27 protein-coding genes and 2 pseudogenes are annotated in these 22,345 nt (G+C 44.0%); 14 read left to right on the forward strand and 15 right to left on the reverse strand.

Annotated elements, in window-relative coordinates; translation table 11 throughout:
• The first annotated feature begins 86 nt into the window (after positions 1 to 86).
• Entirely contained in the window at positions 87 to 266 is a 180-nt protein-coding gene (locus tag K3G25_RS18220) for a Fur-regulated basic protein FbpA (RefSeq protein WP_003156203.1), read from the forward strand.
• A complete protein-coding gene (fbpB, locus tag K3G25_RS18225) occupies positions 253 to 399 on the forward strand; it encodes a Fur-regulated basic protein FbpB (protein WP_003156206.1) in 147 nt (48 codons plus the stop codon). The genes K3G25_RS18220 and fbpB overlap by 14 nt, the downstream gene beginning before the upstream one ends.
• 25 nt (positions 400 to 424) lie before the next feature.
• Here the strand turns inward: fbpB and K3G25_RS18230 are convergent, their stop codons facing one another.
• The 8 genes from K3G25_RS18230 to K3G25_RS18265 all read right to left on the reverse strand — a co-directional run bounded on the left by K3G25_RS18230 (position 425) and on the right by K3G25_RS18265 (position 8,771).
• On the reverse strand, positions 425 to 1,570 hold the full coding sequence (locus K3G25_RS18230) for an acyl-CoA dehydrogenase family protein (RefSeq protein ID WP_021495083.1): 1,146 nt from the start codon (positions 1,568 to 1,570) through the stop codon (positions 425 to 427).
• A 114-nt stretch (positions 1,571 to 1,684) separates the two neighbouring features.
• Positions 1,685 to 2,020 (reverse strand): hypothetical protein, encoded by a 336-nt coding sequence (locus K3G25_RS18235; RefSeq protein WP_007410218.1) that lies wholly within the window; start codon positions 2,018 to 2,020, stop codon positions 1,685 to 1,687.
• A gap of 94 nt (positions 2,021 to 2,114) precedes the next feature.
• A complete protein-coding gene (locus K3G25_RS18240; protein WP_007410217.1) occupies positions 2,115 to 2,882 on the reverse strand; it encodes an ABC transporter permease in 768 nt (255 codons plus the stop codon).
• On the reverse strand, positions 2,875 to 3,801 hold the full coding sequence (locus K3G25_RS18245) for an ABC transporter ATP-binding protein (RefSeq protein ID WP_022552628.1): 927 nt from the start codon (positions 3,799 to 3,801) through the stop codon (positions 2,875 to 2,877). Before K3G25_RS18245 ends, K3G25_RS18240 begins: the two co-directional genes overlap by 8 nt.
• 101 nt (positions 3,802 to 3,902) lie before the next feature.
• On the reverse strand, positions 3,903 to 4,952 hold the full coding sequence (locus K3G25_RS18250) for an AI-2E family transporter (protein ID WP_017419231.1): 1,050 nt from the start codon (positions 4,950 to 4,952) through the stop codon (positions 3,903 to 3,905).
• A 185-nt stretch (positions 4,953 to 5,137) separates the two neighbouring features.
• The gene (dctP, locus tag K3G25_RS18255; RefSeq protein WP_007410214.1) at positions 5,138 to 6,394 is read right to left on the reverse strand and encodes a C4-dicarboxylate transporter DctP; all 1,257 of its coding nucleotides are present in this window, start codon (positions 6,392 to 6,394) and stop codon (positions 5,138 to 5,140) included.
• A gap of 108 nt (positions 6,395 to 6,502) precedes the next feature.
• Positions 6,503 to 7,174, reverse strand: coding sequence for a two-component system response regulator DctR (locus K3G25_RS18260; RefSeq protein ID WP_003156219.1), 672 nt, complete (start codon positions 7,172 to 7,174; stop codon positions 6,503 to 6,505).
• Complete coding sequence (locus tag K3G25_RS18265) at positions 7,149 to 8,771, reverse strand: two-component system sensor histidine kinase DctS (RefSeq protein ID WP_021495084.1); 1,623 nt, start codon at positions 8,769 to 8,771, stop codon at positions 7,149 to 7,151. The genes K3G25_RS18260 and K3G25_RS18265 overlap by 26 nt, the downstream gene beginning before the upstream one ends.
• Positions 8,772 to 8,851: 80 nt before the next feature.
• On the opposite strand from K3G25_RS18265, the gene K3G25_RS18270 reads away from it, so the two are divergent.
• Both K3G25_RS18270 and K3G25_RS18275 read left to right on the forward strand, forming a co-directional pair.
• On the forward strand, positions 8,852 to 9,904 hold the full coding sequence (locus K3G25_RS18270) for a TRAP transporter substrate-binding protein (RefSeq protein WP_021495085.1): 1,053 nt from the start codon (positions 8,852 to 8,854) through the stop codon (positions 9,902 to 9,904).
• Positions 9,905 to 9,987: 83 nt separating this feature from the next.
• Entirely contained in the window at positions 9,988 to 10,809 is an 822-nt protein-coding gene (locus tag K3G25_RS18275) for a manganese catalase (RefSeq protein ID WP_065180970.1), read from the forward strand.
• 36 nt (positions 10,810 to 10,845) lie between these two features.
• Here K3G25_RS18275 and K3G25_RS18280 read toward each other — a convergent pair whose 3' ends face one another.
• The 4 genes from K3G25_RS18280 to K3G25_RS18295 form a co-directional block, all read right to left on the reverse strand.
• Positions 10,846 to 11,205, reverse strand: a complete 360-nt coding sequence (locus tag K3G25_RS18280; RefSeq protein ID WP_215522594.1) for a DUF4937 domain-containing protein — start codon at positions 11,203 to 11,205, stop codon at positions 10,846 to 10,848.
• Positions 11,199 to 11,540 (reverse strand): cupin domain-containing protein, encoded by a 342-nt coding sequence (locus K3G25_RS18285; protein WP_017419234.1) that lies wholly within the window; start codon positions 11,538 to 11,540, stop codon positions 11,199 to 11,201. Before K3G25_RS18285 ends, K3G25_RS18280 begins: the two co-directional genes overlap by 7 nt.
• 132 nt (positions 11,541 to 11,672) lie before the next feature.
• On the reverse strand, positions 11,673 to 12,044 hold the full coding sequence (gsiB, locus tag K3G25_RS18290; protein WP_146282675.1) for a glucose starvation-inducible protein GsiB: 372 nt from the start codon (positions 12,042 to 12,044) through the stop codon (positions 11,673 to 11,675).
• A gap of 100 nt (positions 12,045 to 12,144) precedes the next feature.
• The gene (locus K3G25_RS18295; RefSeq protein ID WP_022552624.1) at positions 12,145 to 12,951 is read right to left on the reverse strand and encodes an EcsC family protein; all 807 of its coding nucleotides are present in this window, start codon (positions 12,949 to 12,951) and stop codon (positions 12,145 to 12,147) included.
• Between the two features lie 166 nt (positions 12,952 to 13,117).
• Between K3G25_RS18295 and K3G25_RS18300 the strand changes: the two genes are divergently transcribed.
• The 3 genes and pseudogenes from K3G25_RS18300 to K3G25_RS18310 all read left to right on the forward strand — a co-directional run.
• Positions 13,118 to 13,483, forward strand: coding sequence for a DMT family transporter (locus tag K3G25_RS18300; protein WP_017419236.1), 366 nt, complete (start codon positions 13,118 to 13,120; stop codon positions 13,481 to 13,483).
• Entirely contained in the window at positions 13,480 to 13,887 is a 408-nt protein-coding gene (locus tag K3G25_RS18305) for a DUF5360 family protein (RefSeq protein WP_014720748.1), read from the forward strand. The genes K3G25_RS18300 and K3G25_RS18305 overlap by 4 nt, the downstream gene beginning before the upstream one ends.
• A gap of 57 nt (positions 13,888 to 13,944) precedes the next feature.
• Positions 13,945 to 14,160: pseudogene (locus K3G25_RS18310) on the forward strand (DUF2188 domain-containing protein); the annotation flags it as partial.
• Positions 14,161 to 14,218: 58 nt separating this feature from the next.
• Here K3G25_RS18310 and K3G25_RS18315 read toward each other — a convergent pair.
• On the reverse strand, positions 14,219 to 14,572 hold the full coding sequence (locus tag K3G25_RS18315; RefSeq protein WP_007410203.1) for a hypothetical protein: 354 nt from the start codon (positions 14,570 to 14,572) through the stop codon (positions 14,219 to 14,221).
• 655 nt (positions 14,573 to 15,227) lie between these two features.
• Here K3G25_RS18315 and K3G25_RS18320 point away from each other — a divergent pair.
• From K3G25_RS18320 to K3G25_RS18340, 5 genes are all read left to right on the forward strand, one after another.
• Entirely contained in the window at positions 15,228 to 16,505 is a 1,278-nt protein-coding gene (locus tag K3G25_RS18320; RefSeq protein WP_088056325.1) for an Nramp family divalent metal transporter, read from the forward strand.
• A gap of 105 nt (positions 16,506 to 16,610) precedes the next feature.
• On the forward strand, positions 16,611 to 16,877 hold the full coding sequence (locus K3G25_RS18325) for a hypothetical protein (protein WP_014416946.1): 267 nt from the start codon (positions 16,611 to 16,613) through the stop codon (positions 16,875 to 16,877).
• 183 nt (positions 16,878 to 17,060) lie between these two features.
• Positions 17,061 to 17,678, forward strand: coding sequence for a hypothetical protein (locus tag K3G25_RS18330; protein WP_021495090.1), 618 nt, complete (start codon positions 17,061 to 17,063; stop codon positions 17,676 to 17,678).
• Positions 17,679 to 17,774: 96 nt separating this feature from the next.
• Positions 17,775 to 18,332 (forward strand): hypothetical protein, encoded by a 558-nt coding sequence (locus K3G25_RS18335; protein WP_017419238.1) that lies wholly within the window; start codon positions 17,775 to 17,777, stop codon positions 18,330 to 18,332.
• 380 nt (positions 18,333 to 18,712) lie between these two features.
• The gene (locus K3G25_RS18340; protein WP_022552619.1) at positions 18,713 to 18,943 is read left to right on the forward strand and encodes a hypothetical protein; all 231 of its coding nucleotides are present in this window, start codon (positions 18,713 to 18,715) and stop codon (positions 18,941 to 18,943) included.
• A 387-nt stretch (positions 18,944 to 19,330) separates the two neighbouring features.
• Here K3G25_RS18340 and K3G25_RS20795 read toward each other — a convergent pair whose 3' ends face one another.
• Together K3G25_RS20795 and K3G25_RS20920 are read right to left on the reverse strand one after the other, a co-directional pair.
• A complete protein-coding gene (locus K3G25_RS20795; protein ID WP_254926347.1) occupies positions 19,331 to 19,465 on the reverse strand; it encodes a hypothetical protein in 135 nt (44 codons plus the stop codon).
• Positions 19,466 to 19,599: 134 nt separating this feature from the next.
• Positions 19,600 to 20,593, reverse strand: a pseudogene (locus K3G25_RS20920) (tetratricopeptide repeat protein).
• A 659-nt stretch (positions 20,594 to 21,252) separates the two neighbouring features.
• On the opposite strand from K3G25_RS20920, the gene K3G25_RS18355 reads away from it, so the two are divergent.
• Together K3G25_RS18355 and K3G25_RS18360 are read left to right on the forward strand one after the other, a co-directional pair.
• Entirely contained in the window at positions 21,253 to 21,702 is a 450-nt protein-coding gene (locus K3G25_RS18355; protein WP_025649977.1) for a hypothetical protein, read from the forward strand.
• Positions 21,703 to 21,765: 63 nt separating this feature from the next.
• Positions 21,766 to 22,323: a hypothetical protein gene (locus K3G25_RS18360; protein ID WP_232489458.1), complete on the forward strand. Its 558-nt coding sequence runs from the start codon at positions 21,766 to 21,768 to the stop codon at positions 22,321 to 22,323.
• Positions 22,324 to 22,345 lie beyond the last annotated feature (22 nt).

The raw sequence follows: 22,345 nt of genomic DNA on the forward strand, positions 1-22,345 counted from the left end.
ATTTTTCCTTTACATATGAATATGCCCATTGTATACTTTCATTAACTGATAATGATTCTCAATATCATTTGATTAGGAGGGTAATCATGAGGTCTTCTCCTCAGCTCAGATCATCAGTTGAAGGACGAAAAAAACATCTGATCCATTTGCTGATCAATAACGGAATATACAAAAAGTCGGAACGGCATTTATATGAATTATCGCTCGGAGAATTAGAAAGCGAATACAAATATGTAAGGAAGGTGCGGGCTCATGGCGAAACGTAAAATAAAAACATACGAACAGCTGATAAAAGAAAACAAGGCGGCCATTATGAATAATCAAAAGCTGATGAATGTGATCTATGACAGAATTGACCGCAAGCATCAAAAACTGCTCCGGCACAACAGCCATACATAAAAAGAGCCTTTTTCAGGCTCTTTTTTTATTGCTCAAAGGCTTCCGCCGCTAATTTGCCGATGACCGCATCGTCCATCGGCGGATTGTGAAGGCCGGCCCGGGCATCCCGATAATACCGCTGAAGCGGATTATTTCGCTCCAGGCTTTTTGCGCCGGTGATTCTCATTGCTTTATCAACAACAGAAAGGACGGCATTTGTCACAATATGTTTTGCGGCGCCGAGCTCGCTTTTGATGAAAGGGCGGCGTTTCGGGTCATCATACATTTGCGCCGCCGTGAAGAGAAACTGTCTCGCTTTTAACAATTCAAGCTCCATTTCCCCGACACGCTGCCCAACGGCCGGCACGTCTTTAATCGGTCCGTTCAGGCTGTTCGGCGAATATTCGGATGCAAACTGGACGGCATAGTCCCTTGCCGCTTGAGCGATACCCAGATAAGCAGCGGGAATGTGAAGCAGCCAGCCATTCACTTTCGCCGCTCTCGGCCCGCTGATAAGCTCCACAAGCCGCTCATCACTGACCGTGACATGATCTAAAAGGAGATCATGGCTTCCGGTCGCCTTCATGGCAATCATATCCCATGTTTCTTCGACTGAAACGCCTGCCTGATCTTTATGAATGAGAAAAACACCGGTCGTTTGTTTTTCTTCAATCCATGCCGTCACAAGCATATAATCCAAAGTCAGCGAAAGGGTTGTAAAGGTTTTTCGGCCGTTCAGCACCCATTTTCCGTCTTTTTTGACAGCGGAGGTGCCGGGTCTTCCTCCCCTCGTCGGACTGCCGGTCTGCCGTTCCGTCGCTGCCCTGTTCAGGACAGCTCCCTTTTTCACCTCTTCTGTGATAAATGAAAAGACACCTTCATCCCAGCTGTTTCCTTCTCCGAGCTCACCCATGACGGATAAATGCCAGCCGATTCCGAGAGCAACGGCCGCGTCTCCCCGCGCCAGCCGTTCCTGAAACAGCACCATATCATAAACGGAAATGCCTGCACCGCCGAATGCCTCAGGTACCGTTAACGCCGTATATCCCGCGTCGCGCAGTCTTTGAATTTTCTCCGCGGGAAAACGGCCCGCCTCATCATCAAGCGCGGCTGTTTTTTGAAATTCGTCTGCAAGCAGGCCGATTTTTTCCACCCATTCCCTCTGCCGTTCATTCTGTATCCATAAAGACACTGGAATCCCCCCATTATAATTCCGATAAAGTTAATAAGTATTATAGAGATTCAAGTCTCGTTTCGCAACTGTGAGGCTGTACAAAAAAACACGCTATTCCATGGAATAGCGCGTTCAGACTGCTTCCGGGCCGCGGTCCTGCTTGAGCCCGAGATAAATCAGCATATATGTGAGATAACCCATCGTCATCACAAGCCCGCCAAAGAAAAAGCTTGAAAAAATCGGCTCTTCAAACGCGGTAACCGCCGCAAGCACGATCCAGCTTGCATACAGGTAGATGATGAAATAACGGAATCCCGACTTCATTTTATATAAGAGAAACAGCCCCACTGTAGAAAACAAACCCAGCGCAAGCCTGAAATAAACAAGATGTTCGAATTGGAACATGAATGACACAAAGGAAAAACCAAGCAATAACACAATCGGTAATGCGGTAATAAAATTTCTCAAGTGAGCACCTCCGTCATTACCTTTATTATAAATCAAAATAGCATAAATTATTGATTTATCGTGATCTTTTTCACAAAAATGTCATTCCTTTACTTTATACCCGAACATCGCGTTTGCAAAAGCTCCACCAAGCGACGGCTAAGAAGAATACGATATGGATAATGATAATGCCTGCGGAAAATAACGGCGTCATTCCCGCAAACAGCGGTTTCGCCCCGCTCATATATTGCGTCAGGTCAGTATTTGCGAACAGCAGAAAACTTCCCCATTTGTTTTGGAAGAGCGACATAATCGTCACGAGTGATTTTGCGCCGTACAGCACGATAAATGACAAAATGACGGCCGTTGCGCTGTTTCGGAATACAGAAGAACACAACAAGCCAAAGCATGCCATCGCAAACGCCTCGACCCAGTTCGTGCCGATTACTTTCAGGGTGTTCATCAGAAGCGTCCCTGATTCAGATGTCACCGACACGCCGAAGAAAGCCATGCCGAACAGCAGAGACAGAATATAGTACGCCGCATACAGGTACAAGCTGACCAAAAATACGGTAATGAGTTTAGATACAAAAATCCGCTCCCGCTTTACCGGGCGGATTAACAGAAATTTGATCGTTTTCTTATCAAATTCAGCGGAAATGATCGTTGCCGCGATCACGATCGTTAATGCCTCAAGCAGAATATTCAGCCCGGGCGCGTACGCCATATAGCCGATGAAATTCTCATCCGTTCCGGAACTGATGACAAGCCGTTTAATGACAAGCGCCATAATAAATTGGAGAACGGCCATCAGAATCAGCGCCACTAATGAGACTTTTCGGTTAAAGAGTTTCATATGCTCATTCGCTGTCAATTTAAACATTCGTCTCCCCCTCCTCTTGAAGCGCCGTCGTCACTTTCATGAATTCATCCTCCAGCGATTCCGCATACGGCATGATGGAATACACGAGAAAGTCTTGTCCGACGAGCGCACGGTTTAATGCCGGGATGTCCTTCTTCGCTACGGTGACGGTAATGCCCCCGCCGTTTTTCTCCGGAGCAAATTGCTGTTGGGACAGCCATTCGAATGCTTCGTCAGCCGGCTGAATGTCGAGGACGGCTTTTTCTTCTTTTTCCTCAGCGCCGCGCAGAACAACCTCTGTTTTGATCTCACCTTTTTGAATGATGATGACACGGTCGCAAAGGTCCTCCACTTCACGCAATAAATGCGTCGCAAAAAGGATGCTCGTCCCTTCAAGCTCCGCGAGTTCCTTTAAGTGATCGCGGAAATCCTTCATTCCGCCGGGATCAAGCCCGTTTGTCGGTTCATCTAAAATGAGCAGATTCGGACGGTGAAGAATGGCCTGTGCAATCCCGAGACGCTGACGCATACCAAGGGAATACGTTTTAACTTTGTCATGAACGGCGTGGGTGAGCCCGACACGCTCGATGACTTCCTGAAGCCTGTCCTCTTTGATGTTTTTGTGCATGTTGGCAAAGTGCTTCAGATTTTCCCACCCCGTCAGGTACGGGTAGAATTCAGGATTTTCCACGATCGCTCCGACGGATTCAAGCGCTTTTTCGAAATCAGCATCGTGCTGAAAGCCGTTAATTGTAATCGTGCCGCTGTTTTTCTTTAAAAGACCGACGATGATTCGGATAAGTGTGGTTTTCCCCGACCCGTTCGGACCGAGCAAACCGATGATCTCGCCCTGCCTGACATCCATGCTGATGTTTTTTAAAATGTGCTTCTTGCCTATTGTTTTGTCAAGGCCTTCAATATGTAAAATCGGCTCAGTCATACAGCCTTCCTCCTTTTTCACAAAAAATAAACAGTGCCCGTACATAGGCACTGTCTGCATTATAACATTAGTCATATATTCGTGAAGAGCCGGAGCCGACGTTATGTCTTATCCGGGACCGGTCCGTTTTTTTCCTTCTCTTCATTATTGACGACATCCAGAATATCAAGCAGGAACACAAAAATCGGAATTCCGATAATCAAGCCCCAAATGCCGAAGAAATGTTCCGAGAAAATCAGAACCGTAAAGGTAAAAAAGATCGGCAGTTCCGTTTTCGCTGACATCAGTTTCGGATTAAGGAAGTACGTCTCAATCGCATGGATGACGAAAATGACCAGCACGATGTAGATGACATACGCAGCGCCGCCCGTCGTATACGCGATGATGCTGAGCGGAATGAGCGAAATCACCACACCCGCCACGGGAATGAGCCCGAGGAAAAAGACCATGATTGACAGGCCGAACAGCTGCGGAAAATGCAGAATCGCCAATGCGATCAAGGTGAGGATACAGTTCACCAGCGCGATAATAAATTGGGCTTCAAGCACTTTGCCGAATGTTCTCGCAAATTTGCTGCCGAAAAAAGCAAGTTCGTAGTAAAAAACAGACAGCTTGCTGTGCTGAAATTTTTTCATAAACTCCGTGAGCCGCTTTTTCTCGAACAGGAAAAACATGCTGAGAATCAGTGACATCACGACCTGCAAACCGAAAGTGCTGATATCGGCCAAGTATGTATACAGTACATTAAAACCTTCTTTTACATAGGAACCGATATTGATATCGCCGAACACGCTCGATATCTCATCATAAAACGGAATGACATCGGGATGATACGCGATGTGCTTGATCTGCTTAATCAGCTGTTCAATCTGCTTGGCAACAATCGGGTAAAAGACAAAGCCTCCGACAGTCGCCCCGACAGCCAGCGCAATATATAAAATGGTGATGACCACCCTCTGGCTGATCCGGAAAAAATGGTTCAACACGTGCCGGATGACAGTCTCCAGCCGATCCATCAGAAAAGTAAAAATAAACGTAAGCAAAATCAAATTAATCATACTTCGGAATACAACTAACACCCCAGTCAAAACAAGAAAAACCGAAAAACGTCTGACACCCGGATGCTGAAAAAATTTAAAAATAGCCGCCATTTATACACTCCTGCTAGGACAAAAAGCCCTTAGATTTCATCTTTCACTCTCTAATTGTAAATTATATAACAAAATGACGCTAAGGTCTTTGTCCACCTCCTAATAAATTTGAACAAATTTATCTTTTTTACTCATGGCGGCCGAAAAAAAGAACGGCATGCCCGATGCATGCCGTTCCTTTCCTTTTATACCGCCGTTTTCATTTCTTTTACGGCCTGTGTGCTTTTCACTTCGTCAAACTCATTTTCACTCTTGGCTACGATGATGGTGGCGATTCCGTTTCCGATCAGGTTGACGATCGCCCTTCCTTCACTCATAAAGCGGTCGACGCCGAGGAGCAGCGCCAGCCCCTCCAGCGGAATAACCTGAAGCGCCGATAAAGTGGAGGCGAGCACGATAAATCCGCTTCCGGTTACGCCCGCCGCGCCTTTTGATGTCAGCATCAGCACGAGAATGATCGTAACCTGCTGGCCGATGGTAAGGTCAACGCCGAACACCTGCGCCAGAAAAACCGTCGCCATGGACAGATAAATCGAGGTGCCGTCCAGGTTAAAAGAATATCCCGTCGGAATGACAAGGCCGACAACCGATTTGGAACAGCCGTAGCGCTCCATTTTATCCATCATCCGCGGAAGGACGGACTCAGAAGAGCTTGTGCCGAGAACGATGAGCAGTTCATCTTTAATAAAACGGAGATAGTTCCACAAGCTGAAACCGAATAGTTTGCAAATGATATTCAAAGCGACAAATACAAACAGGAACATCGTAACGTATACAGACAGCATCAGACTCGCCAGCGGCTTGATGGAATCAAGGCCGAAGTGCCCGATCGTATAGGCCATGGCCCCGAATGCGCCGATCGGCGCCGCGCGCATGATGTAGCCGATGATTTTGAAAAAAACATGCGACAGTTTATCAAAGAAATCAATAATGCTTTTGCCTCTTTCACCGAGCGCCGCCAAGCCGACACCGAATAAAACAGAAAAGAATAAGACCTGAAGAATGTCGCCTTTTGCGAAAGCGTCAACCATATTTGACGGAACGATGTGAGTGATAAATTCAATCCAGTCAATCCCCTGTCCCCCGTTTTGCGTGTACTGAGAGACATCCCCTTTTTCAAGCTTGCTGTAATCAAGCCCCTCACCGGGTTTCATGATATTGACGACCAGAAGTCCGATAATAAGGGCGATGGTGGTCACGACTTCAAAATAAATAAATGCTTTTCCCCCGACTTTGCCGACTTTTTTCATGTCTCCCATCTTGGCGATGCCAAGCACGATCGTCAGGAATATGATCGGTGCGATAATCATTTTTACCGCATTGATAAATGTATCGCCGAGCGGCTTCATCTGCTTCCCGGCCTCAGGCCAAACGAGTCCGACAATGACGCCGATGATCACCGCCGTGATGACCTGCACCGTAAGATTTTTAAAAATTTTCATCCCTGCTCCCCCTTGCTTCTCGCTGCGTCTATACGAAAATGATAGCGTTTTCAAACGAAGATGGGAAGCTTATGATCATAACGGACATTTTGGTCTTTTTGGTCTCGGCTAGCGGACGAATTTGTAGCGGTTAACCGGCCGGCCCACTCCCCCGTATTGAATGTCGAGCTTAATCTGGCCGTCTTTCTCAAGAAAATCAAGATAACGCCGCGCCGTCACCCTGGCGATTCCGAGCGCTTTGGCGGCTTCTTCAGCTGAAAGCGGCTCCGTCTGCTGTTTCATATAGGTCAAAATTTCATTCATCGTAAAATGATTTAACCCCTTCGGCAGATCCCGGGACGGATTTTGCGGAATTTTAAGCAGCATGTCAAGCTGCTCTTGCGACATGGTGTCATGCTCTTCAATTTTCCGTTTATATTGTTTATAGTTTTCGAGCGCCTGTCTCATCCGCTCCAGCTTAAACGGCTTCAAAATATAGTCGGCCGCACCGTTTTGCAGCATAAGCTGGATTGTTTCTTTGTCTTTTGCGGCCGAGACGATGATGACGTCCACTTCGAGCTTTTGTTTTCTGATTTCCTGGAGCGTTTTAATTCCGTCTTTTTTCGGCATATATACGTCTAATACCACGAGCCCGGGCCGCAGATCTTTAATAAGCCTGATTCCCTCGTCTCCGTCAGCGGCTGTGGCGATGACGCTGAACCCCGAAACACCGGTGATAAATTCTTTATTCACCTCCTGCACCATCGGATCATCTTCAATAAGCAGCACCTTGATGTCCATCGAATGATTCCTCCCCCTTCATCGGAAATAAAATAGAAAATGCCGTTCCCTGTCCCTGCCGTGTGTCGACTTCAATAACGCCCATCCCTTTGTCGACGATTTGTTTGACGAGGTACAAGCCGTATCCCGTTCCTCCCGTTTTATTGACGGTAAACCCTTTTTCATAAAGGCGCGGGATGTGCTGATCGGAAATCCCGCTTCCGTTGTCTTCTATTAATATAGCAAGCACTTCATCATTTTGCTCGATACTGATGTCAATATGTTTGTCCTCCGTGTCCGCTGTTTCGAATGCGCCGAACGCATTTTCAATTAAATTGCCGAGCAGGACGACAATGTCATGCTGGTCGACATGCTCCGGAAATGCCGAGAAACTGCTGTTTTCATCAATTTTCACAGAAATGCCAAGCTCTTTTCCTCTTTTGATTTTGCTTAACAGCAGCCCCGCCGCAGCGTCATTCTGAATGGCCTGATGAAGAAAATCGGTGACGCTTTCTTGTTCTGATGATTCCTTAAAAGCAAGCTGGAGCGCTTTTTCTGATTTTCCGAGCTGAATGAGTCCCGCGATGGTGTGAAGCTTGTTCATATGTTCATGATTTTGGACTCTGAGCGCATCGACAAAATTTTTCACACCTGTCAGTTCTTCCGCCATTTTCGCCGCTTCCGTCCTGTCCTGAAAAATGGCGACGGCTCCGATGACCTTCTTTTTCATGACGATCGGAATTCTGCTGCTCATGATCACCTTTCCGCTGACTTGGATTTCTTCATTATATACGGCTCGGTTCCGCTCGACGATCTCAGGGAGCCGCGAATCTTTTAACACGTCCCAGATCAGCCTGCCATCGGTCTCTTGTCTGACATTGAATATCTGCTTCGCTTTTTCATTAAAAATGGTGATGTGATGCTGATTATCGATCGCGATGACGCCCTCATTCATCGAATGAAACGTAGCGGTCCGTTCCTCATACATTCTCACGATCTCATGGGGCTCCAGCCAAAACATTTGTTTTTTGATGTGGCGGGCCAGCAAAAAGGAGCCGGCCAGTCCGAACCCGAGCGCCAGCAGAACGATAAACAGTATTTCATGTTTCAGCTGAAGAAGAATTTCACCGAATCCGGGCAGCGTTTTACCGGCCAGAACGACGCCGATCTGATTCAAATCCCGGTCTTTGATGGGATAAAAAGCGCGGACGGCGGTGCCGATCTCTCCCTTTGCTTCGGAAAAATAAATGTGCTCGGCGAACGCCGCGGCTTCGTCCTCACCCCTTGAACGCTTTCCGATCATTGTGCTGACGGGATGTGAATAGCGAATATGATCCATATCCATAACGACGATGTAGTCCGCTTCATTGATGATCCTTATTTCTTCGACCGCATGGCGCACGTCTTCCCTTTGTTTTTTCTGCTCGAGGGCGCGTTTGACATCGGTCATCTCAGATACCGTCCGCGCGGTATTCATCAGCCGTTTTTTCAGCTCGCGCTCCTCTGTATGCTGAATATTGCCGATCAGCACGATGCCGACGATCAAAAAGGTAAAAAGCACGACGATATACGAAAGTATGGTGATTTTCCAGCGGATGGTGAGCTTTTTTTTCGTCATTGGCCTCTTCCTTTCCGTCTCTTTACGAAAACGGCCCGCCCGATTATGCTTGTTATAGAAAATGGCGGAGGGGGTTTTCGATGAAAAGCTTGCTGACTTGTCTCAGCCTGATGGTACTCGGTATCGGAACCGCTTTATTCATCGGCTTTCATGATCGTTTCTCAACGGAAGAACCGTATTATGATGACGAACAGGAAGGCCTGAAAGATCAAATCGTTTTCAAATTCAGCCATGTCGTTGCTGAAAACACGCCAAAAGGGCGGGCGGCGAATAAGTTTGCCGACCTTGTCTATCAAAAGTCCGGCGGCACCATTAAAGTAGAGGTGTTTCCAAACGGGAGCCTCTATTCAGATAATGAAGAAATAAACGCCCTTCAAAACGGGGACGTGCAATTCATCGCTCCCTCCACCTCAAAGCTCGGATCACTGTCTCCCGAATGGGGTGTTTTGGATCTGCCGTACGCGTTTACAAACTATAAAGCCGTGCAAGAAGGCCTCAACGGCAAAATCGGCACACGCCTGTTCGCTTCATTAGAAAAGCATCATTTGAAAGGACTGGCGTACTGGACGAACGGGTTTAAGCAGCTCACGTCAAATAAAGGGCCGATCTTCACTCCGGACGATTTGAAAGGACAGGCGCTCAGGATCATGCCGAGCAGCGTGATCGAAGACCAGTACCGCCTGCTCGGCGCGCACCCGCGGCAGGATTCCTTTAATTCCACGTTTCAGCTCTTGGAAAGCAATCTCGTAGACGGAGAAGAAAATACGATTTCAAATATCTATTCTAAAAAATTTTATAATGTTCAAGATTATTTGACAATCAGCAATCACGGGTACCTCGGTTATGCCGTGATGACCGACGAGCATTTCTGGAATTCGCAGACAGAAAAAACGAGAACCATCTTAACGGAGGCGATGCGAGAAACGACGGAGTGGAACGAAGCCTCCGCTGAGAAAATGAATAAAGACCAGCTTGAAGAGATAAAGAAGAATTCATCCATTCATATTCATGTGCTGAGTAAAGCGGAAAAGAACACATGGATGAAACGCCTCGACCCGATTTACGAACAATATGAACAGGTGATCGGCCGCGGGCTTGTGCAGGATTTGTTATCCTTGCGCCGCGAGCCTTAGCAGGACCAATACGCCCATCTCCGTTTCATCCCTTTTCCCGCCGGGGAAGTAAATAGGGACAGATCAAAAAAGGAGATGGAGACATGTTTACACATACGAAAAAACTGCAGCATCCGGCTAAACCGGATCGTCCTGATCCGCTGTTTGCAAAAAAGATGCAGGAAATTTTAGGGGGACAATACGGGGAAATATCCGTCGCCATGCAATATTTGTTCCAAGGATGGAATACACGGGGCAATGAAAAATATAAGGATCTTCTGATGGATACCGCGACGGAAGAAATCGGCCATGTCGAAATGATCGCGACGATGATTGCGAGACTGTTAGAAGACGCCCCGCTGGCAGAGCAGGAAAAAGCGGCTGATGATCCGGTCATCGGGTCCATTTTAGGCGGCATGAATCCGCATCATGCGATCGTGTCAGGACTCGGCGCAATGCCGGAGAGCAGCACGGGCGTTCCGTGGAGCGCAGGCTATATCGTCGCAAGCGGAAACCTTCTGGCAGACTTCCGCGCCAATCTGAACGCCGAATCACAAGGAAGGCTTCAAGTCGCACGCCTGTATGAAATGACCGATGATAAAGGCGTGAAAGATATGCTCAGCTTTTTATTGGCCCGCGATACCATGCATCAAAACCAATGGCTTGCGGCCATTAAAGAATTAGAAGAACAGGAAGGTCCGATCGTTCCTTCCACATTCCCGAAGGCGCTGGAAAAACAGTCATTCTCCCATAAGCTTATTCATTTCTCAGATGGCGGACAAAGCGCTGAACAAAATTGGCTGAAGGAAACAGCGCCGGACGGAGAACCATTCGAATACGAAAAAGAACCGAAAGCGCACGGCGAAATAGCTAAGCTGGATCCCGTCCCGCCGTATGTCCACAACACGCTTCCCGGACGCGAGTAAAGACACAAGCCCAAAACAAACTGTTTTGGGCTTTCATTATGCCTTCAGAACCGTCCAGTCCGGTTCGTATCGGATGTCCGGATGATGTAACAGCTTATAAATGACAGGTTCATCCTCTTCGTACAGCATCACTTCTATTGAGAGAATCGCAGCCTTCTGCTCGTTTTCTTCGTATATTCGGTCATGTTCGTTCTCCATAAAATCATCATAGACCTGTCTGTTCTCCCAAACGCTGATGATCTCTGCGATGAACAGGCCGTCTGCGTTTTTCCGCCACCCGCCGGCCTGTTTGACGAAGCCATTTACACATGATAATGCTCCCCACCTTGACTGTGCTTGCGCAAATGCTTCAGCGTTTGCAGCGTCTGTTTCACATACAATCTTTTTGATCAGCATGACCGTTCCTCTGTGATGACTGTTTTCGCATGCGCATGCTCGACACAGAGATTCACGGTTCTGACGTAAGAGCGGGTGCGGTGAATCGTGCCTTTCGGGATGAGCAGGCTGTCATTTGCTTTGAGCACTGCGGTTTCTTTGTCCTTAAAATCAATCAGCAGCTCCCCCTCCAGAACGATGAACCATTCATCTGAGTCAGGGTGATGGTGCCAGTCATATTCTCCCGTAAACACTGCGAGGCGCACACAGTGGTCATTGATCTCCGCGATTGAAAAATTGTCGTGTTTTTCTTTGACTTTATTGGCGATAGCGAGCAAATTCAGCATGTCAGACACGAGTGAAAAACCCCTTTTTCATTTAATTGTATCGCAACGGCGGCTCAGATCAAGATTTTCCCAAAATAAAAGCGATCCAGCTGATGCGCCGGATCGCTTTTGATCTGCAGGTTGTCTGCCTTTATGCTTTTATTAGCTGCTTCGTCTGTTTCCGCCTTTTTGGCCGATTTCTTTATAAAAATCTTTGTCATGATTTTTGCTTGTGGCTTCTCCGCCTTTTTGGCCGATTTCTTGATAGAATTCCTTGTCATGGTTATTGCTTGTGACTTCTCCGCCTTTTTCACCGATTTCCTGATAGAATTCTTTGTCGTGATTTTTGCTTGTGGCTTCTCCGCCTTTTTCACCGATTTCCTGATAGAATTCTTTGTCGTGATTTTTGCTTGTGGCTTCTCCGCCTTTTTGACCAATTTCCTGATAGAATTCTTTGTCATGGTTATTGCTTGTCGCTTCTCCGCCTTTTTTACCTGCTTCTTCTCTGCTCATTTTGTTATTATCTTGTGCCATTTTTGAATTCCTCCTTTAATTGGTGTTGGTTGTTGGTTTCCCGATTTCAGAACTGCTAAACAAAGAAAACACATTGAATGTGTTTTCGGGTGGTTTTTTATTATTCTGTATCCTTCATGCGTTTTAGAATCCGGCGTTTTTTATAAAGCATGATGCCTGTTTCCGCGATGCTTTCTAAAGCTGAACGGTTGGCGGACGCGCCGAAGATGATGCCTGCGGCCGGAACCATTTGCAGCAGTTTTTTCGCGGCGAACGTATCGCGGTAGCTGTAAACGACTTCCCGCCAGCCTTGGATTTGCGAGGCGACGCGCTGATAGGCGCGGTCGTTTTGATCATATTGCCGTAAATCTTGCAGGATCGCTTTTTTTCCGATGACGTCACTGGATGCAAGCTGAAGCAATTTGACGATAAACACGCGTTCTTTTTTGTCTTTCGGATCAAAGCCGTAAGCAACCGCGATATCTTGCAGCGTCTTTAAGGACAGGCCGAGCATCGCCGGAATGTCTGCCGCCAGCGTGAATACACCGCCGACTCCCGTTGCGGCTCCCTGCACCGTCGCGGCCTTTACGCTTGTACGCGCTATGCCTTCTGCGATTTCGTCCATGACGGCAAGCGGCGCATTGCGGATGTCGTGAAGCGTTTGACATGTACCGTGCGGCAGCCTTTTTTGAAACTTTTTCATGATGCGCTTTTCTGATGTAAGGTACTGTCCGCCTGACTGAATAAACGTTCCCGTTTCATCGAGAATGAGTCCGATTTTCCTCTGAATAAATTGCGGTGTCAGCTTGTCCAAAAGCTGAAACGGCAAGCGGGTGAATGTTTGCCAGAACATCACCCTCTGCTGCGCCTTTTCCCATTTTTGAATGTCTCTCAGTTGTCTTTCCAGGTCTGTCCGCTCTTCTGTCACCCGTCCTGCACGTCCTTTCTGATTTCTTTGTTCATAGTATACCTTTATGGCGTTTTCTTTTTACACCCGGCCGGATTTTTTATCCGGAAAACATTTCATTGTTTAATTTCCTTCAAATTCTATATATTGTATAATTCTGAATAATACGATTGAAGGAGAATGTTGAATGCAATGGATTTATTTAAGTTTAGCGATCATTTTTGAAGTATTGGGTACGGTCAGCATGAAATTATCAAATGGATTTACAAAACTTGTCCCAAGTATTTTATTATTATTGTTTTATATCGGCAGCCTTTGTTTTCTTACTTTGACTTTGAAATATATAAGTGTCTCCATCGCGTATGCGGTCTGGTCGGGAATGGGGATCGTGCTGATTTCCATGATCGGAATTTTTTTCTTTCATGAACAGTTCTCTGTCATAAAAGCTGTCTCTGTTCTTCTGATCATCATCGGTGTCGTTTCCTTAAACTTTATTTCTGAAAGTGAAACGTCATCAAACGGCATCAGCGTTCATACGGACAGAAACAGATGATGAAAGGGTTAAAGGTTCTCTTTCTCATTACAGATATTGGATTTATCGTTTATTGGATTGTTACTTTTTTTGAGTGGATTCCAAAAAACATGGTGTTTAAAGATTATGATAACGCCATGATAATGGCCTGGAACTGGTCATTCTTTCCCTTAGATATTTTCATTTCGATAACCGGGCTGTACAGCTTGTTTCTTTATAAACGGAAACATGCGTTATGGCGCCCTTTCGCATTAATATCACTTGTGCTGACCTTTTGTTCAGGCCTGCAAGCGATTGCCTTTTGGGTATTTATCGGTGATTTTGATCTTATGTGGTGGGCATTCAATCTGTACTTGCTTCTTTATCCTTTATATTTTATTCGGAAATTGCTGGTCTCTCATAAAAATAGCTGTCATTCTTTTTGATGAGGCGGTTTTCTTTTTCTTCAGGCGGGAAACACTTTTCATAAAGGAGTGATAGACATGCCTTGGTCTATGAAGGATTATCCGCAATCATTGAAGAATCTCGAGGAACCTGTGAAGAAAAAAGCGATTGAAATCGCGAATGCGATGATAGATGAGGGTTATGAAGAAGGACGGGCCATTCCCATTGCGACAAGTCAGGCGAAAGAGTGGAAAAAAAACGCTTCTAAGGAAGAAATCGATCAGCTGATGAAACACGATGATGAAACGAAACGCGGAAATTGAATCGGAATAAAGGAAAAACCCCGCTCTCAAGAGAACGAGGTTTTTCTGATTATAAACCGTAATAATAAGATAGTGTGGTGACTGAAACGTAGCCTGTCGCTCCTGCATACGTGACTTTCAGCCATTTATTAGAATTAGTGTAGTGGCCTTGAACATATTCTCCGGTTACCCAAGAACCTGTAATTTTTTTACCGCTTGAGAATGTTGTGATCGTTGAACAGCTGACCTTAGAGCATGAGCGCATATTAGCACCGTAAATACCGACTGTACCCCCGCTGGCTAAAATGGAAACGTCCGGTTCAGCTTTAGGTTTGAAAGCTGCTGCTGATGCAGAGCCGCCAAAAGCGAATAAAGAAACAGCAAAAATCATGGCTAAAGAAATGATCGACAAACGACGTACCAAGAAAATTCCCCCTCTTTTATCATATGGCTGGAAAGCTTTCCTGACGTTATTATACTTTTTTGCCCGGGAGACTGAAATAAGTCTAATGCTCCAACTTCTTTTCTTCGCAAGTGGCCATGCCGATTCTTTATTTGATAGATAACAGCGGTTTATTGGACTGGAATCACTGATATATCGTTGATTCAAACGTTTATTCAGAGCGGCCGGAGTTTTTCCGGAGGTCATTTGAATGGTACAGAAAGGTTTTATCTTCCAATGGAAAGAAACATTATTATTCTATTTACCCGGGAAAACGGAGGAAATACAGCGTCTTTTTCTCAAATCAGTTGGGCGGACAGAAAGTTGTGAAGTGATATGGGCAAGTGTCCTCTTTTCACCTTTTTAAAAGAACGCTCCACACATTCGCGCATGATCGGACGCGGAAACACGCTTTGCGAACGGCATCGCTTCTTTCCCGGAACGATGCCGTTTTCATTTTCGGACCTTTCTTCGGCGGGATACATATCATAGATAAAACAGGGCATCAATGTGCCGGTTTATTGAACATAAAGAACTTGACATCTCATAATAGCGGATTTATGATGTAGATAAAATAATTTGCATCTAGGAAACTTTTTGTTATTTAGCTAAAAATCTATCGGAATTTAGGTGAGACATAATGAGCAAAGACATCTCAGCACAATCACTGCAATCAAAAGCCGTGCAGGATGCACTTGACGGCAAAAGCAAGGGATTCAAGCGGCTTCTGCCTTTTTTAGGCCCCGCCTTTATCGCGGCGATTGCCTACATTGATCCGGGAAACTTCGCTACGAATATCTCAGCTGGTTCGAAATATGGGTATATGCTGCTGTGGGTCATCCTCTTTTCAAACTTGATGGCTTTTTTAATTCAAGTTCTTTCCGCGAAGCTCGGCATTGCCACGGGTAAAAACCTTCCGGAAATCGCCAGAGACCGGTACCCGAAATGGGTATCCGCCGGGCTGTGGATACAGGGTGAACTGGTAATTATGGCAACTGATCTGGCAGAATTTATCGGGGCGGCGCTCGGGCTCAACCTGCTGTTCGGCATACCGATGGTTGAAGCGGCCATTATCGCGGCGATCGGATCATTCGCGATTTTAGAGCTGCAGCGCAGGGGTTACCGGGCGCTGGAAGCGGGCATCGCCGGACTTCTGTTTGTTGTGGTGATCGCCTTCGCTCTGCAAACCTTCTTTGCCAAACCTGACGCCGCCTCCGTTCTCGAAGGGCTGTTTATCCCGAAAATTGACGGAATGGACAGTGTGCTCTTGGCAACCGGGATACTCGGCGCAACCGTGATGCCGCATGCCATTTACTTACATTCCGCACTGACACAGCGCCGTGTCGTCGGAAAAACGGATAGTGAGCGGAAAAAGATTTTTAGATTCGAGACGATTGACATACTTATCGCGATGGTGATCGCCGGGGCGATTAACGCAAGCATGCTCATCGTCGCTGCCGCGCTTTTCTTCAAGAACGGGCTGTATGTAGAAGATTTAGACGTGGCTTATCAGCAATTCGGCCACTATATCGGACCGGCTTCAGCCATTCTCTTCGGGATCGGGCTGCTGGCCGCAGGGCTTTCAAGCTCTTCTGTCGGCACATTGTCAGGCGATATTATCATGCAGGGCTTCATCCGTTACCGTATCCCGCTTTATTTGCGGCGTTTCATTACCATCATTCCGCCGATGATCATCATTATCTCGGGGGTCAACGCCACAGAAGCGCTCGTATGGAGCCAGGTCGTTCTTTCATTCGGCATCGCCTTTGCGCTCGTGCCGCTGATTATGTTTACAAGCAACAAACGCCTGATGGGCGCCCTGACGAACCGAAAATGGGTGACGGCTCTCGCCTGGCTGATTGCGGTTTTGGTGATCGCGCTTAATCTGTTTGTGATCTACGATTCATTCCGTTAGAAAAAAACCGGCCATAGCGGCCGGTTTTTCTTTTGGCGCCGGGTGCCGTTCGTATCTTTTTCCGGGCGTTTTTGGTATGATAGAAGAAAAATCGGAGTTTTGCTTATGTCAGTATTTATCCTTTTTTATCTGTGGATTGTGCCGATTGTCATCGGCATCTTCTGTTCTCTTTTTGCTTATCGGACAACGGGTAAGAAACGTCTGATTCCCGGCTTTTTGATGATCGCATTAAGCATCGTTTCCTTAATCACGGGGCTCTGGATCGGCGGGGTGAACTATCATGTGTTCATCGGGGGCATGTTTTTATTCGGTACGTTATTGGCCGGCTCCGCCTTCCCGTTTTTCTTCGCTCTTTCACGCAAACGAAAATAAACAGGCATGCCGCCTGTTTATTTTTATTCATTAACCCTGAATTATAAACCGCTCCGATAATGTGATTCCGCCTCAATCAGCCTGTACATGTGTTATATAGGCTTCAGCCCATGTCCCATCATCGAAACTGCAGCCAAAATGAATCCTGCTAAAGAAGATTTTGAATTATAAGAAAAATACTGTATGAAAATCCTATTTACCCCAAAAATACCTATTGATAGAATGGTATCTGAGAGGGGAAAATGTTCAAAGCGGATAATAAAGGTCCCGCCTAAATACATAGTCTTTCATTTCTCTCTACACTACATTTCTAAAGGAGGATTTCCCATTAGACACGCAGCTAAAGGCATTCTGTTTGCCGCATCTTTAGCCCTTGTAACTACTACTTTTGTCCCCGCATCCTTAGCTAAAGAAAATCATAATAATACTGCCAATGCCACTGGAACGACCAAATCATTTTTTTATCAGACTGATACGCAATTTTCCTACGGACTTAAAGCACAAAGCGATGCATCTGTGTCAAAACCAGTCAAAGATGTAATCAGAGAAGTGCTGAAAAATAAAACAAAATTATTCAATCTTGTTGAAAAATTAGCAGGAAAGAAAATAAGAAATGAACTTGAATCCGTTTTCAATCAACACATAGAACCGGTTTTAAAGAAAATGCTGAACGAGTATGTCGCCTTAAGCTGGACTGACGTGGAAAAGAATCTTTATCTTTCACTTAAAAAGTCCGGACTTTCTGACAGCCAGGCTAAAAACCTCGCTCATTTGACAACTTTAGCAATGAAAGCATTTTAAAATCATTCATAAATGATCATCAGGAAAATACGTATGAAGTAAATGCAAAGTGCTGTTAGATTCACTCTAATAGCACTTTTTCATTGGAGATGTCACATGACTGTCTTTTTTACTGTTTTGCTCACTTTCTTATGCTGCCTTGTGATTTCATCTCTTATTTTTATGATTCTATTAAAAAAAGAGATCGTGGATACACCGCCAAACCGCTTAGCTCATGCAGCATTCATCGCACTTATTGGATTCTCTCTGTTCTTCGCTGTGACTGTCCCCAGCCTGATTATTTGTTTTGCAGCTGTAACAATACATCATTTTTTCGGAGAATATATCATATATGGTTCACTTTCAGACTTATACATATTTTCTGTCGTCGTCAGTATTTTAGCTTTAGTTTATATGCTTATCCTTACGGCAATTGTAAAAGGAATGACTCATGTTTTGACATTGCCTGCTTGGTCAGCCTATATCCTTGAATTCATTTTTGCATGGGCTGCTGTTTACTTCTCAATTCAATACGTTTCCAATCATATCATTGAGAACATATCTATATTTCAAGGTGGAGAAGTGCTTCTTTCATTGTTCATCACTTTCTTATTTTCGGGATTGGATATCCTTTTTACTAATTTGGATAAGATCACAAAAGAGAAATTAGGCTAAGGGGGTAACAAATATGAGGATCATGACATATATATCTTATTTTTCTATTTCTTTAGTTTTGCAGGTGGTATGGCTGCTATTAATAAAAGATACTCCTAATATATTTCTGATAGATATGATTACGGTGTCCTTCTTATTCACCCTCTTTATGTTCATCTTAGATCAAATTTCCCAAAAAAAGCGGACACATTAGGGACTGTTTTTTAATAATCCTCGGGCTTCTCTTTCGTTTTGAAATGATTCCGGATCTGGGGATGTTGCGGCGAACCGTTCATTAATGAATAACACCAGCCTCTGTAAAATACTTCTCCTTTTATATAACATCCTGACTTTTCCGTCATATATTCAAACGAAAAAACTGCAAAAGGGAGTAATGAAACATGATATTGTTTATTGGCAAGTTCATGTTGCTCTTTTTATTCTGTTCGCTGGCATATTATTTGTTTAAAATTGTTTATTACAATATAGGGAAGAACATTGCGCTTAAAACCCCGAAAGGGACAAAGACAAACCGTACGGCACTTGTGTTTGTCAAAAATGGAACTACACTGAATGATGGAGATTACTTTATGATCGCTGTTGTGACCGCTCTCTGGCTGTTCTTGAGATGAATTGCACTGGTCCTTCACGAGTTTTTTGATCAGCCATCGCTCGCCAGCTGTGGCTTTTCACAATCTCCGTTTCCGTTTAGGGCGGCTATATGCAAGCCAAGTCGCTCAACAAACAAAAAAAATAAACAGGCATGCAGGCTGTTTATCAAGGTCGAAATCTTCTCGATAGCTCCTTTGTTTTTCCTTGAATGATTGAAGAAAGGCTTAAAAATGGACGGCGTCTTTCTCATGCATGCATAGTTCAAGAAAACACTTCACAGCAAAACGGAAAGGTGAACGCAATACACTCAGCGGTTAAGAACCATATGAGGCTGCGTATGTTGATTACTGGATAAGAAAAAGAAATCCCCCAGTCTTAAAAGGTGGAGGTCAAAAATTGGAGAACACTTAAATATTTATAGCTTTTTCAGCGATGTGGAAAGTTCCAGAATCACTCATTTCAGCAGTATAAACATTTGTTACACTTAATAATCCAGTAAAAAGAATACCGATTAAAGCGGAGCTGATTATAACCTTCTTCATGATATAGCCTCCGTAACCTTAAGTATTTGTGTTTGGGCATGTATGGTTTTCTTTAAAAAGTTTCTTCCCTCTGCATAGTTTCTCTTCTCAAAATGAAAGTCACCTAATTGTTCAGTTAGCTCTGCGAAATCAGACTAAAGGCGTTTCTCTTCTAAGTAGCCTAAGCTTTGTTTCACTGCTGTTTCATTATATTCTTCGTATAATGAATTAATGATTTTTAATTTCGCCAAATATTCTTCTTCATTAGAAGTCCGAGCACGATTTAAAGCCGTTTCATAAAAGAAACGTGCTTCCTTGGCTTTATCACATTGGTACAGGACATTTGCCATCATATATAATGATCTCACACCATACACTGTATCAATATGTTCTTTCACGTCTATTGCCTTTTTGAAATTCTCTTCAGCAGCAATCAAATTTTCCCCTCTTAAATAAACTAAGCCTAAGTTATGAAAGATCACTCCGATAATCCTTTTCACTTTTTCCTCATCCAACCCACGGGCGATACTTAATGCTTCCCGATAATATGATTCTGCCTCCGTCAGCCTGTACATATCGTACATGTTAGCACCGACCATCATATTACAGCCAATCACTTTCACTTTGTATAATTGATTTTTTTCAAACAATTGCTTGGCTTTTTTCAAATGATTGAGGGAAACAAAGTGCTGATCAATTTGATAATAGGCATCAGCTATTTTGTAATGAAATTCAGCTTGCTCCATTTCATCTGATACAGCATTCATCTCTCTCTGCTTTGCGATAATAGCCTATCGCTTCAACATACTCTTTATGATCAAATTCATACATTCCACGAAAAAATAATGAGTAATACTTCAAGAGGCCTGTAAGTCTTTTTTGCGGCTTTTCTATTTTTTCAAGCAGTTCGTCGACTGTTGGGCGATCTCGATATCTGTCTTCCGGCTCCAAGGAATCTAACATCAATTGGTGACGAAAGCACATCAATGAATAAAAGACAAGCAAATCCTGATCCTCTTCCATCTCCTCTATTTCCTGTTCGACTTCAGCCTTTAAAATCTCAGCATCAGGCACACTGAACTGGCGAATCATTTTGTACCATTCATTGATCTTGACACCAACTTGGGACGACGGCAAAACTTGATCCATATATACCTCTCCCTCTAATCACTATTTTTGTAATATTATAACTATTTGAACATAAAGTGAAAACGAAAAAAAACCGCAATTTACTTTTGCGTCATACTCACCTGATTAACTTGTTTTTAAGACACAGGGAAATTATACCTCAACATAAAAATACTGTATAAAAATACTATTTACCCAAAAAATACCTATTGATAGAATGGTTTCTGAAGGAGGTGGAAAAATATTCAAAGCGAATAATATAGGACTATCCTAAATACATAGTCTTTCATTTCGCTGGCAGATTACATTCCTAAAGGAGGATTTTTCATTAAACACGTAGCTAACGGTATTCTATTCGCCACATCTTTAGCCCTTGTAACTGCTTCTTTTGTCCCCACATCCTGAGCTGAAGAAAACCGAGATATCACTACTAATGCCACTGGAATTACCAAACCAATTTTTTATAATAATTGATAAGCCGTTTTCCTTTTAGCTTAAACTGGTTTTAAAGAAGCTATTAAACGAATATGTTGCCTTGAGTTGTATTGACGTGGAGAGAATCTTTATCTTTCACTTAAAAAGTCTGGACTTTCTGACAAGGCTAAAAGCCTCGCTCATTGGACAACGTTAGCGATGAAACATTTTATTGTTATTCATAAATTATTAGGAGGAAAATATATATGAAGAAGAAAGTAATCCCTGTAGTTTTAAGCGCAACTCTACTTACATCATTCTTGGGTACTTCAGGTGCTTTAGCAGCTGAAAACAGAACCACAACTCCTGTACCGGTAACGAAAACTGCACCAGGTACTATTCCAACTGGAATGCCTGGCACTATTCCAACCAAAGCGGCTCTCAATGGTGACTACCAAACCCAAGGTGTAGTTTCGTGGTCCTATAAGGCTTTCAGAGCTGCCTGCCGTTCAGGTGGATGGCTTTTATCAAAAGCCTTAAAGCCATTCTCCCCTAAAGCTGCGGCATGGATTAGAAAAAACTCTAAGAAGGTTGCCGACATTATGGATAAAGGTGAAAATTGGGGTGTAAAACAATTTACAAAAGCTTTTAAAGCTATCGGAGCTCCTACAGATGTAGCTACCACTTTAGCTAAATTCATTGTTGCTTTGATTTAACATATTTAAAATTTAAAGTGCTGTTAGATTCACTCTAATAGCACTTTTTCATTGGAGGTTAACATGGCTATCTTTATTACCGTATTGCTCACCATACTATGCTGTCTTGTTATTTCATCTCTTATTTTTATGATTCTATTAAAAAAGGAGATTGTGGATACACCACCCAACCACTTAGCTCATGTAGCATTCATAGGGCTTATTGGATTCTCCCTGTTCTTCGCTATAACTGTACCTAGCCTAGTTATTTATTTTGTAGCTATAACTGTAAATCATTTTTTCGGAGAGTATATCATCTATGGCTCACTTTCAGACTTATACATATTTTCTGTTGTCGTAAGTATTTTAGCTTTAATTTATATGCTAATCCTTATGGCAATTGTAAAAGGAATTACTTATATTTTTAAATTACCTGCTTGGTTAGCCTATATACTTGAATTCATTTTTGCATGGGCTGCTGTTTATTTCTCAATTAAATATGTTTCCAGTAATTTCATTGAAAACATATCTATATTTCAAGGTGGAGAAATTCTTCTTTCATTCTTCATAACTTTCTTATTTTCGGGCCTGGATATACTTTTTACTAATTTGGATAAGATCTCAAAAGAGAAATTAGGCTAATAAAAAGAAAATCAGGCAATTT

Origin of the sequence: Bacillus sp. FCW2, assembly GCF_021228595.1 — a bacterium.
Taxonomy (GTDB): Bacteria; Bacillota; Bacilli; order Bacillales; family Bacillaceae; genus Bacillus; species Bacillus velezensis.